We start from the raw sequence: 14,596 nt of genomic DNA on the forward strand, positions 1-14,596 counted from the left end.
CATCACCAAAAAAGCTCTTTACAAATCATGTAAAGAGCTTTTAATTTATTTGTTTATCTACCTTTAACGCAACACAATCGTAGATCGTCCCATGATTGCATTATCTTCATATAACAATACCGTATAAGCACCCTTAGAAAATCCCTGTTCTGCTGCCCAGTAAATGATATAATCTTCACCCTTATTGGTAAACAAAATATTATGCTTAAATGTATACTGTAATTTCTCGCCATGTACATAGAAAATATTATCGTCCTGCACGACTAGATTTCCTTGTGGATCGATAATTCTAACATATATATCACGTTCTCCATTTTTTGCTAAAGGATTATCAGCAATGGTAAAACTGACTTTTAACTTATCAATTTTCTTCGCACGTTCCTCAACCAATTCCTTTCCATTTTTTTTGACTTCAAGTCCATTTATACTAATGCTTGAAACTTTCAGGGCAGAAGCTGTTGCAACCTTCTCTTTCAATTCAGAGTTTGAAGTAACCAATGAAGTAATTTGCTTATCCTTTTCGACTACAGATTCATTCAGGTTAAGATTTTGTTTGGATAAAATTTGATTTTCCTGAATAAGCCTTTGAACGTTTATACGATAGGTATCAACCTGCTTTTTAAGCTGATCGATCTTAAGCTGCGCTTCATCAATATCTTTGGGAGTAATACTTTTATTTTCGAGCTTCTTACGAAGCACCGCAATCTCCATTCTGGAATCCTGTTTTTGCAGCGTCATCTCTGGAGTCAATTGCACATTCTCTACATCGATTTTATCCAATTCAGCTTCAATACGATCTATCTGCACCTGAAGATTCTCTTTTTCTACTGTAAGCGTATAAACCTTTTCACCGTTGGTTTTAAACTTAACGTAAAAATATATATTTGTTGCAAGTAATGCCGCTATCGCAATGATAAAGAAGTAAATTTTCGAAGAATCTTTCTTTTTTTCTTCTTCTTTCTTACTCGAAACAACGTCTGAATTTATCATAATATACTGTCATATTCATAGTATAGACCTATACCATCGAATGTTTAAACAAAAATTATTCCAGTTTTATTTTCTACTACAGATTGTAACTTATTCAAAATAATTTAAAGTTTCAAATCCACCTTTTTTCAGGTATTCTTCCTTTCTCATCAAGTGAAGATCAGATTGTACCATATCTGTTACCAGCATTTGGAGATCATATTTTGGCGTCCATCCGAGTTTTGTATTTGCTTTTGTCGGATCACCAATAAGTAGGTCCACTTCAGTGGGCCTATAATATGCAGGATCAACTTTGACAACAGTCTGACCGAATTTAATCACTGACTGATCGATATTTAACTGTAGCAAACGCTCTTCATCAATATCAATAATAACCCCCTTCTCTTGTTCTCCTTTTCCACTAAATTCAATCTCAATACCCAATTCAGCAAAAGCCATCCGTACAAACTCTCTAACGGTAGTGGTCACACCTGTGGCTATTACAAAATCTTCCGGTGTTTCCTGTTGAAGAATTAACCACATCGCTTCCACATAATCCTTCGCATGCCCCCAGTCGCGTTGCGCGGACAGGTTACCGAGGTATAGCTTATCCTGGAGTCCAAGAGCAATCTTTGCAACTGCTCTGGTGATTTTACGTGTAACGAAGGTTTCTCCCCTTACAGGGCTCTCATGATTGAACAAAATACCGTTACAGGCATACATCTTATAAGCTTCGCGGTAATTTACAGTAATCCAATAACCATACATCTTGGCTACAGCATAAGGACTTCGGGGATAAAAAGGTGTTGTTTCGCTTTGTGGAACCGCTTGCACCAAACCATAAAGCTCAGAAGTAGACGCCTGATAAATCCGGGTTTTCTCAATCATTCCCAATAGCCTCACCGCTTCAAGAATACGTAATGTACCGATACCATCTGCATTTGCCGTATATTCTGGGGTGTCAAAACTAACTTTTACGTGAGACTGCGCAGCAAGATTGTAGATCTCATCCGGTTGCGTTTCTTGTATAATACGAATTAAATTGGTTGAATCAGTCAAATCGCCAAAATGCAAAGTAAAATTTCTATTGTCAAGATGAGGATCTTGATAAAGATGGTCAATACGATCTGTATTAAATAAAGAACTTCGACGTTTTAAGCCGTGTACTTTGTACCCCTTTTTTAATAAGAATTCTGCTAGATAGGCACCATCTTGTCCTGTTATACCCGTTATTAAAGCAGTTTTGGTGTGTTGTTCAGCCATGTTTCTCTCTAGATTATGCAATACCTGATGAATCACCAGGTATTTGTCCCATCATCATATCTACGATAAGCGTATCCGTCCACAAGATTCTAAGCATACACTGCGTCAAAATATTGTGACTCCCCCCAGCTATGGCGTAATAATCATAATGAATTGGGAATGTAAAAGTATTAAATTTTAAACAAAAAAAGCCATAGGAAATCCTATAGCTTAATGTTTTTCTACTTTTATCGTTTGCGGTTAATTAGCGCGCGTGAAATTAAAGACTAAATACGCCTCTCCATTAGCAACGGTCAATGGCATGCGCATAACTAATTTATTTCCATCCGAATAAGATAAATCTAAACGATAACCTGTCGTTACGTTCTTCGCTTTGTCGCCTGCATAGATTTTTTTAAACTGAAACTGAGGTTCCCCCAGACCTTTTCCAGGATTATAGATCGACCAAAAAATCTCACGTGATGCACCTGGAGCGCACAGAGTTCCCTGAGCATTAAAGGTAATTGAGCCCTTCCCATTTCCAATAAAATTCCATGTACTGCCTACAAAACATTCTGCAGGGGCTTCTTCAAAAACACTTTTAATTGTGAATGAAGATGGCAAATTTTCTCTATCGATTGTATTCAATGTCCAAGTTCCTTTAACGGCAGATTTCCAATCAGAAGCGCTTGGACCAGAAGCTGCACTCGTATTGGAAGAAGGATTTCCAGTTGATGTACCTTGCTTTTGTGCTCCACAAGAAAATAAGGTCACGGTAGCAAAAACAGTTGCTAATGATAAAACGAATCGATTCATATGTATAAATTTTAATTTCAAATTGTATTTTTGGAGTAAATTAATTCACAAATCATGAAGATTACAGCCAAAAATCATACCATAAGCAAAATAATAGCAAAGACGCTCTTGCGGTTATTCGTCATTTTATTGGCCTTTGCTACTTATCCGCTATTTTTAGGACAGGAAGCAAAAAGCAAATTGGATCAGATAAGCCTTGCATTTACGAATAAGATAGCACTTGTAGCGCCTATTTTATTATTTTGCATCATCATTGGATTAATGATTGCTGTACTCAAGCACAAATATAACAGAATTGACCTAAATTGGCTATTTTCGCTCGCGACTATCTTTGGTATTTTGTATTTGATATTATTGTATTCAAGAATTTACCCAACGATTGCTTAAGCAAAATTGCACATCTCCGCAAAGTTTCTAACTTTGGATTCGCCAAATCGCTAATCATAGCCGAGGAGGATTGGACGTATAACTTTATATGGATAGAAGAAAAGGGCTTAAAATAGCCAAAAATATAGCAAAGATTGTTGTTACGGCGGGCGCCTTATATTGGGTATTCAGCAAGGTATCGTTAAAAGACCTAAAAGAAGCCATCATCCATTCCAACCCACTTTACCTATTCTTTGCTCTAGTCGCGTATAGTATCTCTATTTTTATTTCCTCTTCACGTTTATTGACGTTTTTAAAAGCAATCGGCCTGGATATTACCGAAAAATATAACTTAAAACTGTATCAACTTGGTCTATTTTATAACCTTATTCTACCTGGTGGTGTTGGCGGAGACGGGTACAAGATATTCTTCCTCAGGAAACGATTTAATATTAAAGGAAGAAAATTATTTACGGCTCTATTTTTAGACAGGTTAAGTGGTTTATGGGCATTATGCCTTATCATCGCAGCACTGGTTACCTATATGCCACAGCTGGGAATTCCAAACTATCTGACCATTATTTTATTTACTTTAGGGAGCATTCTCTATTATTTTATCGTCACCAAGTTCTTTAAAGAATACAAATCAACATTCTTAAGAGCTCATTTAAAAGCCATCGGCGTACAGTCGATGCAAGTGATCGCAGCAATCCTCATTCTTTACGCTTTAGGTTTTAGCGGTAAATTCTCCCCTTACCTGTTTTTATTTCTGGCCTCTTCGCTTGTTTCAATCATCCCCTTTTCCGTTGGAGGTTTAGGCATGCGCGAACTTGTAATTATGTGGGGAGCGGGTATCTTTCATGTCGACTCACACAATGCGGTTTTAATCACATTGTTATTTTATATTATTTCTGCTCTCGTTGCGCTTTCGGGCATTTATTATATCTTCCATCCCAAAGCCATCGGAGAAGATAAATTGCCTACGGTCGAAGAAGTTGAACAAAGTCAAAAACTAGAAGAATAACATGGCAAATATTATTATTACAGGAGCCAGCAGTGGTGTTGGGTTTGAAGCGGTACTGGATTTGACCTCTAAAAAGGACAACAATGTAATTGCATTGGCCAGATCAGCGGACAAACTAAGAAAGCTTCACGAAATTGCAGGCCAACTCAATTTTGATGGCGGAGCGTTGTATCCAGCCCAATTTGATATTGTCTACGACGACTATGCTACGTTAGTGCCCTTCATTCAGTCAAAATTTGATAAGGTTGATATTTTGATCAACAATGCGGGTGCACTCATCTATAAGCCATTTATGGAAACTGATGGACAAGATTTTGCTGAAATGTTACAGACCAATGTAATGGGGCACGTTAATATGATACAGCATGTTGTTCCCATGATGCATGCAGGATCACATATTGTAAATATCAGCAGCATGGGCGGTTTTCAGGGATCAATGAAGTTTTCTGGTCTTTCGGCATATTCAGCCAGCAAAGGGGCATTATCGGTGCTGACAGAGTGTTTGGCTGAAGAGTTTAAGGAAAAGGGTATTAAGGTTAATTGTTTAGCATTGGGATCTTCTCAGACTGAAATGTTTGAAGCCGCTTTTCCCGGCGTTGAAGCCGGCACGTTGGCCTTCGAAATGGGACGCTATATTGCGGAGTTCGCTCAAAATGGACACCGCTATTTTAATGGAAAGATACTTCCTGTAGCAAATACAACACCTTAAGACGAATACGATCGGAGAGAATTTAAATGTATATAAAAGACAAAAAAGGTAATTTAACAAGCTATTAAATTACCTTTTTTTTAAGTGAAAACTAAGAGTATAGACATTACCTACATTGTCTTCATCTTGAGCCACTTCGTTAAATCATCCATCAGTTGCTCATTAAAACTTTCCGAATTCTCAAAGTATTCTTCGATTTTACCTGTTTGCGTATTTTGAAAAAGGTGGTTTAAGTTTGGATAATCTTTAATTGTCACATCTGTTGTATTTAAGTGCAGACGCTGAAGGCTATAAATATTTTCATTTGCAGGTACCTGAACATCTTTCCCGCCAAAAGAAGCAAAAATAGGTACTTTCAGCTGCTTTAGATAATAAGCCGGATCAATTCTGAGAAAAGTCCTAAACCAGGGACTCATCATCGGACTGAGTTTGATTCTCATATCGGGAGTCAGTGGATTGTTGTTATTTTGATGAATAAGTTCCTTTTCCAAAGTTTCAGCCAAAACCTTTGGTGGTTCATCCTTCATTAAAATAGTATATAATTTTCTGTTGTTTGCTTTATTGATGGCTAATGCTGCTTCCGACAAGCCACCCGCCTTTCCTAAAGCATAACTCTGTAAGATTAATAGTGAGTCTCCTTTTAACACCGGTCCAGATAGAAGTGCAATATACTTTACATTATCATTCTCGGATGCGACTATTTCGGCAATTAAAGCACCCTCGCTATGCCCAATTATCCCAATTTTTTCAACGTCAACAATGTTTTTTTTGCTCAAAAAATCTACTGCGGCGTTTGCATCAGAAGCAAAATCGATCGTTGTCGCTAAATTCACTTCTCCTTTCGATCCTCCGATTTCACGGTCATCATAACGCAGTACCGCAAAACCATTTTTAGTAAGATGGTCAGCGAGAACCTTAAATGGTCGGTGGCCAAACATCTCAGAATCTCTATTCTGTTGTCCGCTACCATTGACCAATACTACTGCAGGAAATGGCCCCTTACCCTTTGGATAGGTTAATGATCCAGTTAAAAATGAATTACCTTTGTTATTTTTAAATGACACGTCCTCTTCCATATAATTATAGGGAGGAAAAACATCCTGCTTACGAGACAGTCCACTCTGTTCATTTTCGCTCCTAACCAGAATCATCGCAGATTCAAAAGTTCCCTGCTTCATGCCGCCCTTCATCACATCTTTGTCCCGATCCAAAAAACCAGCATAAGCTAAACCGATATTTTTCACATCCATCCAAATAGAATCGTGTTGGATCCGTATTTGGCTTATTGCAAATTTTTGTGAAGTTTGCATTGGACTTTCAAAGGTTCCATTCCAGTTTCCCGTGCTATCTTGCTGTAGATTGAATACCAGTAGCAACTTCTGCCCCGAAACACTTACCTCGCCCTTCCATGAACCATCAAATGTCTGTGCATGGGAACATGAAAAATGGAAATAAATGATAAATAGGTACAAAATTTTTCTCATTGTCATTTTTTACTAAAAATAAAACTGTATACATAGATCCAGTATAAAATATAATGCCACAAATAATATACTGATCCCAATCTTCTTATTATTAACGGCTACATTCATGCCCTTGACCAATAAATAGAACTGATAAAACAGCATTAATAAACTAATGATTCCAAACATACCGAAAAAGAGCATCTCTGTTTTATCAACTCCCTCCAATGTATGATCGCCTTTTTGAACGCTCTCTACCTTTAATAGGTGAGTTTGTCTAGGTCGTTGTACTAGCAATAGATTTCAATTTATAGATCAGATCATCGAGAATATTACGGACTGTCGGATAGGATTTTCCCATCTGACTGGCCATTTCTTTTAAACTTCCCGAGTGCTTCAAAAAGTTCATGACAAATTCCTGTTCCTCGACAGTGAGCTGCATGAGTAAGGGTAATGAAAATTTACCCACAACCTCAGTCTCACAGGCGTCACACACCAGCTTAGAGACCGTCAACTTCGCTTCACAACAGGGACAATCAATTGGTATTTTTTTCATTAAATAATATGTATATTAACATTATTAAAGATAACATTAATAATATTAAAACAAAACACTATAAAATCAATATCTTTCAAAAACCGTTGCTTAATGATATATTTGTATCATCAAATAACGTTTATGAAGAAGTTTTTAGGCTATTTCCTATCTATAATATTTTGGTTCTGTTTTGGTTTATCCTTGATTATTTTTCACCCCATACAGTGGCTATGTTTGAAGCTAGGGGGATACAATGCCCATAAAAAGAGTGTAGATCTATTAAATGCCTGTCTTGTCGCTTCTTATTACACGCTATTTAACCGCGTGACATTTATCGACAATAAAAATATTCCAACAGGACAGCCCATTGTGTTTGTAGCCAATCACCAAAGTACGTTTGACATCCCCCCAATGATCTATTTCTTACGTAGATTTCATGGGAAGTTTATTTCTAAAATAGAACTTGCTAGTGGTATACCGAGTATCTCGTTTAACTTGAAACATGGTGGCGCCGCAAATATCGATCGCAATGACCCCAAACAGTCTATTGCCGAGATACTGAAACTCGCCAACAATATGAAAACCAAAAACTGGTCGGCGTTTATTTTTCCGGAAGGAACGCGATCAAAAACGGGGAAAATGAAGGCCTTCCATGTGGGTGGAATTGCCACATTATTAAAGAAAAATCCAAATGCACTCGTTGTGCCAGTTGCCATCACGGGGTCCTACGAAATGGTACAATATGGGATGTACCCACTGACACCGTTTCTCCATATGACGTGGGAGGTACTCAATCCCTTAGATACGGAAGGTAAAACAATTGAGGAGATCGTAAAATCAGCTGAAGAAGCCATAAGAGTGAGGGTCGAAAAATAGAAAAAATTATTTGACCTGCCGACCTTTCCAGTCATACTTCCCAACATTACCTAATATGCCGATATAAGTTAGGTAAAAGATATGCGCTAAGCTCAGTAAAGGAAGATACCATAAGAGTTCCTTTCTGCTGGCGAATACAGTTAAAGGCCGAATAAAAAGCAATTCGACGATCATTTTTAATAGCAATGCAAATAGTACGACCCAGGCAACGAAAGTTACGCCAAAAAGAGCGAGAACCAAAGCAACTAAAATCAATACATTAAAAAACCAAATGGAAATTCCAAGGGCAATCACACCCTTATTTTTATATTTGGTACTTTTTGAAGCCCAGCGTCGGCGCTGACTGATAAATGACTTTAAATCTGGTTTGGCATCCGTATAAACAATAGCATCTTTTGATTTGCAAAACGTTATTTTTTCAGGATACTGTTCTGCGACTTTATGTAAGAAAAGTTCATCATCTCCCGAGGCAAGCTCATCAATTCCTTTAAATCCGCCCATTTGTTCAAAAATATCTTTGCGATATGCCAGATTTGCCCCATTACAAGTTGTTGGTTTCTTATTTCCAATACCAGCAGCGCCAAGGCCTATCAAGTAAAGAAATTCTAAGGTCTGGAGTCGTTCAAAAAAAACTTTTTCTTCTGAATACACTACCGGAGAAGACTGTAAATAGGCATTTTCTTTTTCGAATGTACCTACGACCGTTGCTAACCAATTTGGTCCCATACGGCAGTCTGCGTCAGTGGTTATAATAATATCGCCCTTACAGCATGCTATGGCCTTTGAAATTGCCAGTTTTTTGTATGAATTCAAACGTCCATTTTCATTCAATTGAATTAGCCTCACCCCCTTTCCAGCGTATTTCTTCACAATCAATGACGTATTATCGTCTGAATGGTCGTCAATAATAATAAGTTCCAAGAGTGCTGCAGGATAATCCTGGGCCAATATGCAGTCGATGGTACGGCCTATATTGAGCTCTTCATTCCGCGCAGCTATAATCACAGAAATCGCTTTTGTTGGCTGAATAAGATTGCTGGGTACTGGGATTAAGAACCAGCCTCTACACATCCATAAAACCAGAATTGCGTAAACGCAGGCAAAACTGATCAATAAATAGTTAAGTATTTGTATCACCGAAAAAATTAATCTTAAAAACCAAAAATAGAACCAAATACTGCCGGAAGAATCAAATTCACAAACCAAATACAGGAAACAATAGCCATAACAGCTATTTCCTGTGTCGTGATATAACTATATAGATTACTTGCTACAAAACTTCTTACACTGAAATCAAAAATATCCAATGTTGGCAATGCCGCTTGGACAAAAAACAGGATAAAAATCATCAGAATCATGGATAACAGCGGCAGTTCAGGCAATGTAAGCTTCATCAAGATGATATATTGAGATGTAAAAATGATAAACCGTGCTAAGGAATTTAAAAGAACAATACTGAGTTCAGACATTGAATAATGCTCTAATACTTCAAAAAAAGGCTTAATGCGGGACAGAAACTTAATTTTGCCGACCAATAGATCAATCCATTTTACGTTAAAATATAATATGACAAATCCAGCTGCATAGATAATAGCGAGCAGCCATACGCCGAATTGTACCGATAAAGGGGGCAAAAGAAATTTACAGACAAACCAAGCAATACTCAGTGCGCCTGCAACGCTTGTCAAAACCAATTGAGCAAATAATCCTACTCCCATCGCCACAGCTCCCTTAGCCCTATGCTGAGGTTGTAGAAAAAGTACCCTCCCACCATACTCTCCAATCCTGTTAGGTGTAAAAATAGCCCATGAAAGTCCGCAAAAAACAGACTGAAAGGCCCTCCAAAAAGAAATATGTTCCAGTTTAGATGCGAGGTATCGCCATTTTACTACCTCAAGCAACCAATTGACAAGCATTAATACGACGATCAGGACAAGGGTCCATGCAACAGAATGTTGTTCCAATCCGGCAATTAGTGTCTTAAACTTCTCAATATTGCTTTTATCAGATACTTTCACGACAATATACCAGGTCGCTAAGGCGAACACCAATATCTTCAATAAAAGACTGACGTATTTTTTTTGTATTCCAGTCAACTTTTGATAATTAGAGAGCAATGTTACTAAATTTTAGCCAAATGATTAAGTTTTGTCGAAGGCAATCCACGAATAAAAGGCAAAATTTGTATTATTGCATATGCAGAAGGAAAAGGCGAAAGAAAGAATAATTTTAGGAATCGATCCCGGAACAGTCGTCCTCGGGTATGGTATCATCAAAGAAGTGGGCAATAATATATCACTGATTTCCATGGGTGTGATTAAAATGGGCCATTTGGATGACCAGGCACTAAAACTACAACGTATTTTCAAAAAAACATCTGCTTTGATGCAAGAATATAATCCTGACTGTGTAGCACTGGAATCACCGTTTTATGGCAAAAACATACAGGTGATGCTTAAGTTAGGACGAGCACAGGGTGTTGCCATGGCGGCAGCGCTTGCACAAGATATTCCGATTTTTGAATATTCCCCAAGAAAGATAAAACAGTCTGTTACAGGGAATGGAAATGCCACGAAGGAGCAGGTTTCTGCGATGTTAAAGAATCTATTGAAATTTGAAGAAACCCCTCAGTTTTTAGATGCTACCGACGGCTTGGCAATTGCTGTGTGCCATTCTTTTCAAAAGAATGCTTTATCTGGCAGCAGTAAATCCTACTCAGGATGGTCCTCCTTCATCAAAGATAATAAGGATCGAGTCAAATAGCTACATCTGCACCTGGCGAATCACATTTTTTACGTTTAGCTCGACGATATCGGTCATCGTTTTACATTTGAGGTAGGAATTATTCTGATAGAATTCCGCATAGCCCTCGCGCAGCTGTTTAATATTTTCTAAAGTGGAAAGTACCTGCGTCTGCGACGCATCCCTCAAATCAGCAATTCGGTGTCTTTCGCTTCGAACCCGATGTACAATGGAAGAACGCTCCTCTTGCTGATATTGTAATACTGTCTTTTCATTCAAATGTTCCATGGCCAGCTTAACATAGGGAAGGTTTTCCTTAAAAAATTGAGGCATATAAACCTTTGGATTCCCCTCATAAAACTGTTGGTCGAAATCAATAGCTCTAATTCGAAATTGAAAATCATCAAAATCAGGCGTAATCTGCATGACGAAATTATAGGCTCGCATATCACCCAATAGGGTAATAATACATCTCTCATTAAATTTTACAAATTCTTTGGAAATTCTGGTCAAATTATAATCCGGAGAAAACATCCGTGTTTTTGAAAATGTATCTCCAGGGATTCCGACAATATGTTCTTCGACCAGCGTATCGTGGTCTACCATGTAATTTACCTGATTGGGAGACAATATTTCTTCCAGCTCCAATCCATATATTCTCGACGCGTCGGCCTGTTTGATGTAAAAATAATCGTAAACATCATTTAAACGATTTACGATCCGTATACGAAAGGGTTTCGTATTACCAAAGCCGCAATATTCTACACGATCAATATATTTATGTTGTACTATGCGCGTATTACCCGATGCTTTCAATTTTGCATAAATTACCTTCAGCCCGTCATACAATTGATCCATAAAGTAGTGTGGATATAGTGGAGTCTCCCAAAAGGTGTCGTTGCCAAATTTATCCATGACAGGTACTGTTTCCGTGAAATTCAGAAGATCCTTATATCCTATTGGCAGCTTTTCATCTCGCTGATATAGCTTAAGATATTTATGAAGTCCCTCACCAACTTCAAAAATTGGTTTCTTCTTCGAAATATTTACGTCTTGAACTTCTTCCATCTCCTTTTCCTATTTATTTTATTTACCCTACCAAAATATGGCGCTCAAATTTTTTAATGATCATACGATAAAACAAATTCATCAAATTTTTAGTACAGTAAATTGATATTTTTTGATTATACGCAATATATACTTAAATAATCTACTCCGATATTGCTATCGTCCATGATAGCAATTACTTATCTTACAACAAAATCCGCGCAAAAATAAGGATAACCACTTTCGATCAAAAACATATAACATTATCAATATCAATTCGTGTTTTTTATTAAATTTACATCTATAAACCGAAAATTCTTAGTAATTTTGAAATAAATTTAATTATTTTAGCTATTGGTCCGATTCTGATGCAACGGCCAGTTAATGAACACAAAACCCATTGTTAATGGAAAATCAATATGCAAACTATGATCTAGACAATTTGGATATCCAAATCTTGTCTATTCTAATGAACGATGCCTCTATTCCTTATACCGAAATAGCAAAAAAGCTAATCGTATCGGGTGGTACAATTCACGTTAGAATGAAGAAGATGGAAGAACTAGGTATCATTAGAGGATCAAATCTGATTATCAATCCTCAAAAAGTCGGGTTTGATATTACGGCTTTTTTGGGTATCTATCTTGAAAAAGGTTCACAATATGCAGATGCAGTAGATAAATTGAAAGAAATCAAAGAAGTGGTCGAATTACATTATTGTACTGGCCAATACAGTATTTTTGCAAAAATAATCTGTAGAGATACAGTGCACCTAAGAAAAGTACTGAATGAAGATATTCAATCTGTGCCTGGAATCCAACGGACAGAGACCATTATCTCTCTCGAAGAGAGCATAAAACGTCAAATCAGCTTGGTGTAGTATAAAAAAAGCTTCCGTCAAAAGATGGAAGCTTTTTTTATACTATCTTTTCTAACATACCGATATAGAGATCTATTCCTGCCCTAATCTCGTCAATATAAATAAATTCATCCGCCATGTGCGAGCGTGCGCTATCGCCAGGTCCTAATTTCAAAGAGGGAACAGGGATAAGAGCCTGATCACTCATCGTCGGTGAGCCATACACTTTACGTCCCAGTGCAATACCCGCTTTAACGATTGGATGGGTGTCAGAAATCGAAGAAGACTTCAGACGCGTAGACCGCGCTGTGACCTCTGATTTTACATGAGACTTGATAATATCCAACGTCTCTTCATTCGAATAAGCATCTGTGGTTCTGACATCGACAACAAAGTTACAAGTAGCTGGTACAACGTTATGTTGCGATCCCGCCTGAATTACTGTCACCGACATCTTAATGGGACCTAAGGTTGGCGAAGTTCTTTCAAATGTATAATTTTGAAACCATTCAATATCCCTGATCGCTTTGTAGATTGCATTATCGCCCTCATCACGTGCGGCATGTCCAGCCGTCCCTAATGCTGTACAATCCAACACCATCAGTCCTTTTTCTGCAATTGCCAAATCCAATAAGGTTGGTTCACCCACAATAGCAAAATCAATAGGACCAATTTCATCCAAAACAGATTCTATACCATTCTTACCTGAGATCTCTTCTTCGGCACTGGCGACAATACAGAAGTTATACTTCAAGTCCGTCTGCTGGTAAAAATATAAAAATGTAGCGATCAATGATACCAAACAGCCTCCAGCATCGTTACTCCCCAATCCGTACAATTTACCTTCCTCTACAGTCGCTGCCAAAGGATCTCTTGTATAACCTGTATTCGGTTTTACTGTATCGTGATGGGAGTTTAGTAATATCGTAGGTTTATTGCTATCATAATGAGCGTTATACACCCATATATTATTGCCTTTTCGCTGTGTTTTGATATCACGCTGCTGAAAGAAGCGATCAATTAAATCCGCTGTGAACTCTTCCTCTTTACTTAAAGACGATAGTCCAATTAATTGTTTTAAAAGGGCCAGAGCATCTTTAAATAAGCCCTGTTTATCCTTCATGGTATAATCCTCCTGCTTTATCCGCAGACAGTTTAATTCCTTTTATAAAAGCAGAACTAAAGCCGTTATGTTCCATCTCATTTAGTCCCGCAATTGTACAGCCCTTTGGTGACGTTACTTTATCAATCTCTCCTTCTGGGTGAGCATTGGTATGCAATAACAAATCAGCAGCGCCTTTTGCTGTTTGAACTGCCATTTTTAATGCGTCATGCGCATGAAATCCAATTTCAACTCCGCCTTGCGACGCCGCACGAATAGCACGAAGAAAGAAAGCGATACCGCACGCACATAATGCCGTTGCCGATGTCATGAGATCTTCATTAATGACAACCACTGAACCCACCGATTCAAACATATTTTCAACCTCTTTCAAGCTATCGTCCGAAGCATTGTCACTGGCGATACAGGTCATTGATTGACCTATTGCTATTGCCGTATTTGGCATCGCCCGTATTACCGTAGCATCCTCACCCAACTCTGCTTTTAAATCAGCACAGGAAACTCCCGATACAATGGATACAAAAATTTGATTTGTCTTTTCAATGACTGGGGCTACTTCGAGCAGTACCTTTTTAAGCTGTTGCGGTAAGATAGCAAAGACGACAATATCAGCCCCCTGTACTGCGGTTTTATTATCATTGCTTACCGAAAAGCCACGGCTCGCTTCTTCGGCCAAAGCGTTCAGATTTCTCCGTGTCAATGTAATATCAGCAGCATGCGCAAATTCACTTTTTACAAGTCCCTTTGCCAATGAAAGACCGATATTACCACTTCCAATAATGGTAACTTTTTTCATAGCGATCGTTAGGTTTAGGTTAGATT

16 protein-coding genes are annotated in these 14,596 nt (G+C 37.9%); 6 read left to right on the plus strand and 10 right to left on the minus strand.

From position 1 onward, the window contains the following. Positions 1-63: 63 nt before the first annotated feature. From QE382_RS22150 to QE382_RS22160, 3 genes are all read right to left on the minus strand, one after another. Positions 64-990, minus strand: a complete 927-nt coding sequence (locus QE382_RS22150; RefSeq protein WP_307187809.1) for a DUF8428 domain-containing protein — start codon at positions 988-990, stop codon at positions 64-66. 90 nt (positions 991-1,080) lie between these two features. Continuing rightward, the gene (gene gmd, locus QE382_RS22155; RefSeq protein ID WP_307187810.1) at positions 1,081-2,232 is read right to left on the minus strand and encodes a GDP-mannose 4,6-dehydratase; all 1,152 of its coding nucleotides are present in this window, start codon (positions 2,230-2,232) and stop codon (positions 1,081-1,083) included. 240 nt (positions 2,233-2,472) lie between these two features. Continuing rightward, positions 2,473-3,027 carry a lipocalin family protein gene (locus tag QE382_RS22160; protein ID WP_294185947.1) on the minus strand — a complete coding sequence of 185 codons (555 nt, stop codon included), beginning with the start codon at positions 3,025-3,027 and terminating at the stop codon, positions 2,473-2,475. A gap of 54 nt (positions 3,028-3,081) precedes the next feature. Between QE382_RS22160 and QE382_RS22165 the strand changes: the two genes are divergently transcribed. The 3 genes from QE382_RS22165 to QE382_RS22175 all read left to right on the plus strand — a co-directional run bounded on the left by QE382_RS22165 (position 3,082) and on the right by QE382_RS22175 (position 5,126). Beyond that, positions 3,082-3,414, plus strand: coding sequence for a hypothetical protein (locus QE382_RS22165; protein ID WP_293884689.1), 333 nt, complete (start codon positions 3,082-3,084; stop codon positions 3,412-3,414). A gap of 88 nt (positions 3,415-3,502) precedes the next feature. Then, a complete protein-coding gene (locus QE382_RS22170) occupies positions 3,503-4,417 on the plus strand; it encodes a lysylphosphatidylglycerol synthase transmembrane domain-containing protein (protein WP_307187811.1) in 915 nt (304 codons plus the stop codon). A gap of 1 nt (position 4,418) precedes the next feature. After that, the gene (locus QE382_RS22175) at positions 4,419-5,126 is read left to right on the plus strand and encodes an SDR family NAD(P)-dependent oxidoreductase (protein WP_307187812.1); all 708 of its coding nucleotides are present in this window, start codon (positions 4,419-4,421) and stop codon (positions 5,124-5,126) included. Positions 5,127-5,236: 110 nt separating this feature from the next. On the opposite strand, the gene QE382_RS22180 is transcribed toward QE382_RS22175, so the two are convergent. Together QE382_RS22180 and QE382_RS22185 are read right to left on the minus strand one after the other, a co-directional pair. Further along, positions 5,237-6,610 carry an alpha/beta hydrolase family protein gene (locus QE382_RS22180; RefSeq protein ID WP_307187813.1) on the minus strand — a complete coding sequence of 458 codons (1,374 nt, stop codon included), beginning with the start codon at positions 6,608-6,610 and terminating at the stop codon, positions 5,237-5,239. 256 nt (positions 6,611-6,866) lie between these two features. Further along, positions 6,867-7,145: a DUF2089 family protein gene (locus tag QE382_RS22185; RefSeq protein ID WP_307187814.1), complete on the minus strand. Its 279-nt coding sequence runs from the start codon at positions 7,143-7,145 to the stop codon at positions 6,867-6,869. Between the two features lie 123 nt (positions 7,146-7,268). On the opposite strand from QE382_RS22185, the gene QE382_RS22190 reads away from it, so the two are divergent. Beyond that, positions 7,269-8,003 (plus strand): lysophospholipid acyltransferase family protein, encoded by a 735-nt coding sequence (locus QE382_RS22190; protein ID WP_209577729.1) that lies wholly within the window; start codon positions 7,269-7,271, stop codon positions 8,001-8,003. Between the two features lie 6 nt (positions 8,004-8,009). Here QE382_RS22190 and QE382_RS22195 read toward each other — a convergent pair whose 3' ends face one another. Together QE382_RS22195 and QE382_RS22200 are read right to left on the minus strand one after the other, a co-directional pair. Next, positions 8,010-9,140, minus strand: coding sequence for a glycosyltransferase family 2 protein (locus QE382_RS22195; RefSeq protein WP_307187815.1), 1,131 nt, complete (start codon positions 9,138-9,140; stop codon positions 8,010-8,012). Positions 9,141-9,154: 14 nt separating this feature from the next. Continuing rightward, positions 9,155-10,099, minus strand: coding sequence for a lysylphosphatidylglycerol synthase domain-containing protein (locus QE382_RS22200; RefSeq protein WP_307187816.1), 945 nt, complete (start codon positions 10,097-10,099; stop codon positions 9,155-9,157). Positions 10,100-10,199: 100 nt separating this feature from the next. On the opposite strand from QE382_RS22200, the gene ruvC reads away from it, so the two are divergent. Further along, on the plus strand, positions 10,200-10,766 hold the full coding sequence (ruvC, locus tag QE382_RS22205) for a crossover junction endodeoxyribonuclease RuvC (protein WP_307187817.1): 567 nt from the start codon (positions 10,200-10,202) through the stop codon (positions 10,764-10,766). Here ruvC and QE382_RS22210 read toward each other — a convergent pair whose 3' ends face one another. Next, entirely contained in the window at positions 10,767-11,813 is a 1,047-nt protein-coding gene (locus tag QE382_RS22210; protein WP_307187818.1) for a hypothetical protein, read from the minus strand. Positions 11,814-12,198: 385 nt separating this feature from the next. Between QE382_RS22210 and QE382_RS22215 the strand changes: the two genes are divergently transcribed. Continuing rightward, positions 12,199-12,672 carry an Lrp/AsnC ligand binding domain-containing protein gene (locus QE382_RS22215; protein WP_046674894.1) on the plus strand — a complete coding sequence of 158 codons (474 nt, stop codon included), beginning with the start codon at positions 12,199-12,201 and terminating at the stop codon, positions 12,670-12,672. 37 nt (positions 12,673-12,709) lie between these two features. Here the strand turns inward: QE382_RS22215 and QE382_RS22220 are convergent, their stop codons facing one another. Next, on the minus strand, positions 12,710-13,774 hold the full coding sequence (locus QE382_RS22220) for a M20 family metallo-hydrolase (protein WP_307187819.1): 1,065 nt from the start codon (positions 13,772-13,774) through the stop codon (positions 12,710-12,712). Beyond that, positions 13,764-14,570 carry a pyrroline-5-carboxylate reductase gene (gene proC / locus QE382_RS22225; RefSeq protein ID WP_293884701.1) on the minus strand — a complete coding sequence of 269 codons (807 nt, stop codon included), beginning with the start codon at positions 14,568-14,570 and terminating at the stop codon, positions 13,764-13,766. Before proC ends, QE382_RS22220 begins: the two co-directional genes overlap by 11 nt. Between the last annotated feature and the right edge of the window lie 26 nt (positions 14,571-14,596).

Origin of the sequence: Sphingobacterium zeae (assembly GCF_030818895.1) — a bacterium.
GTDB lineage: Bacteria > Bacteroidota > Bacteroidia > Sphingobacteriales > Sphingobacteriaceae > Sphingobacterium > Sphingobacterium zeae.

Bases quoted from the DNA above. Each gene is read 5' to 3' on its own strand.
- QE382_RS22175 (WP_307187812.1), top strand. From the start codon at position 4,419: ATGGCAAATATTATTATTACAGGAGCCAGCAGTGGTGTTGGGTTTGAA.
- ruvC (WP_307187817.1), top strand. From the start codon at position 10,200: ATGCAGAAGGAAAAGGCGAAAGAAAGAATAATTTTAGGAATCGATCCC.
- proC (WP_293884701.1), bottom strand. From the start codon at position 14,570: ATGAAAAAAGTTACCATTATTGGAAGTGGTAATATCGGTCTTTCATTG.
- QE382_RS22170 (WP_307187811.1), top strand. From the start codon at position 3,503: ATGGATAGAAGAAAAGGGCTTAAAATAGCCAAAAATATAGCAAAGATT.
- QE382_RS22185 (WP_307187814.1), bottom strand. From the start codon at position 7,145: ATGAAAAAAATACCAATTGATTGTCCCTGTTGTGAAGCGAAGTTGACG.
- QE382_RS22190 (WP_209577729.1), top strand. From the start codon at position 7,269: ATGAAGAAGTTTTTAGGCTATTTCCTATCTATAATATTTTGGTTCTGT.
- QE382_RS22180 (WP_307187813.1), bottom strand. From the start codon at position 6,610: ATGAGAAAAATTTTGTACCTATTTATCATTTATTTCCATTTTTCATGT.
- QE382_RS22165 (WP_293884689.1), top strand. From the start codon at position 3,082: ATGAAGATTACAGCCAAAAATCATACCATAAGCAAAATAATAGCAAAG.
- QE382_RS22210 (WP_307187818.1), bottom strand. From the start codon at position 11,813: ATGGAAGAAGTTCAAGACGTAAATATTTCGAAGAAGAAACCAATTTTT.
- QE382_RS22160 (WP_294185947.1), bottom strand. From the start codon at position 3,027: ATGAATCGATTCGTTTTATCATTAGCAACTGTTTTTGCTACCGTGACC.
- QE382_RS22215 (WP_046674894.1), top strand. From the start codon at position 12,199: ATGGAAAATCAATATGCAAACTATGATCTAGACAATTTGGATATCCAA.
- QE382_RS22150 (WP_307187809.1), bottom strand. From the start codon at position 990: ATGATAAATTCAGACGTTGTTTCGAGTAAGAAAGAAGAAGAAAAAAAG.
- gmd (WP_307187810.1), bottom strand. From the start codon at position 2,232: ATGGCTGAACAACACACCAAAACTGCTTTAATAACGGGTATAACAGGA.
- QE382_RS22220 (WP_307187819.1), bottom strand. From the start codon at position 13,774: ATGAAGGATAAACAGGGCTTATTTAAAGATGCTCTGGCCCTTTTAAAA.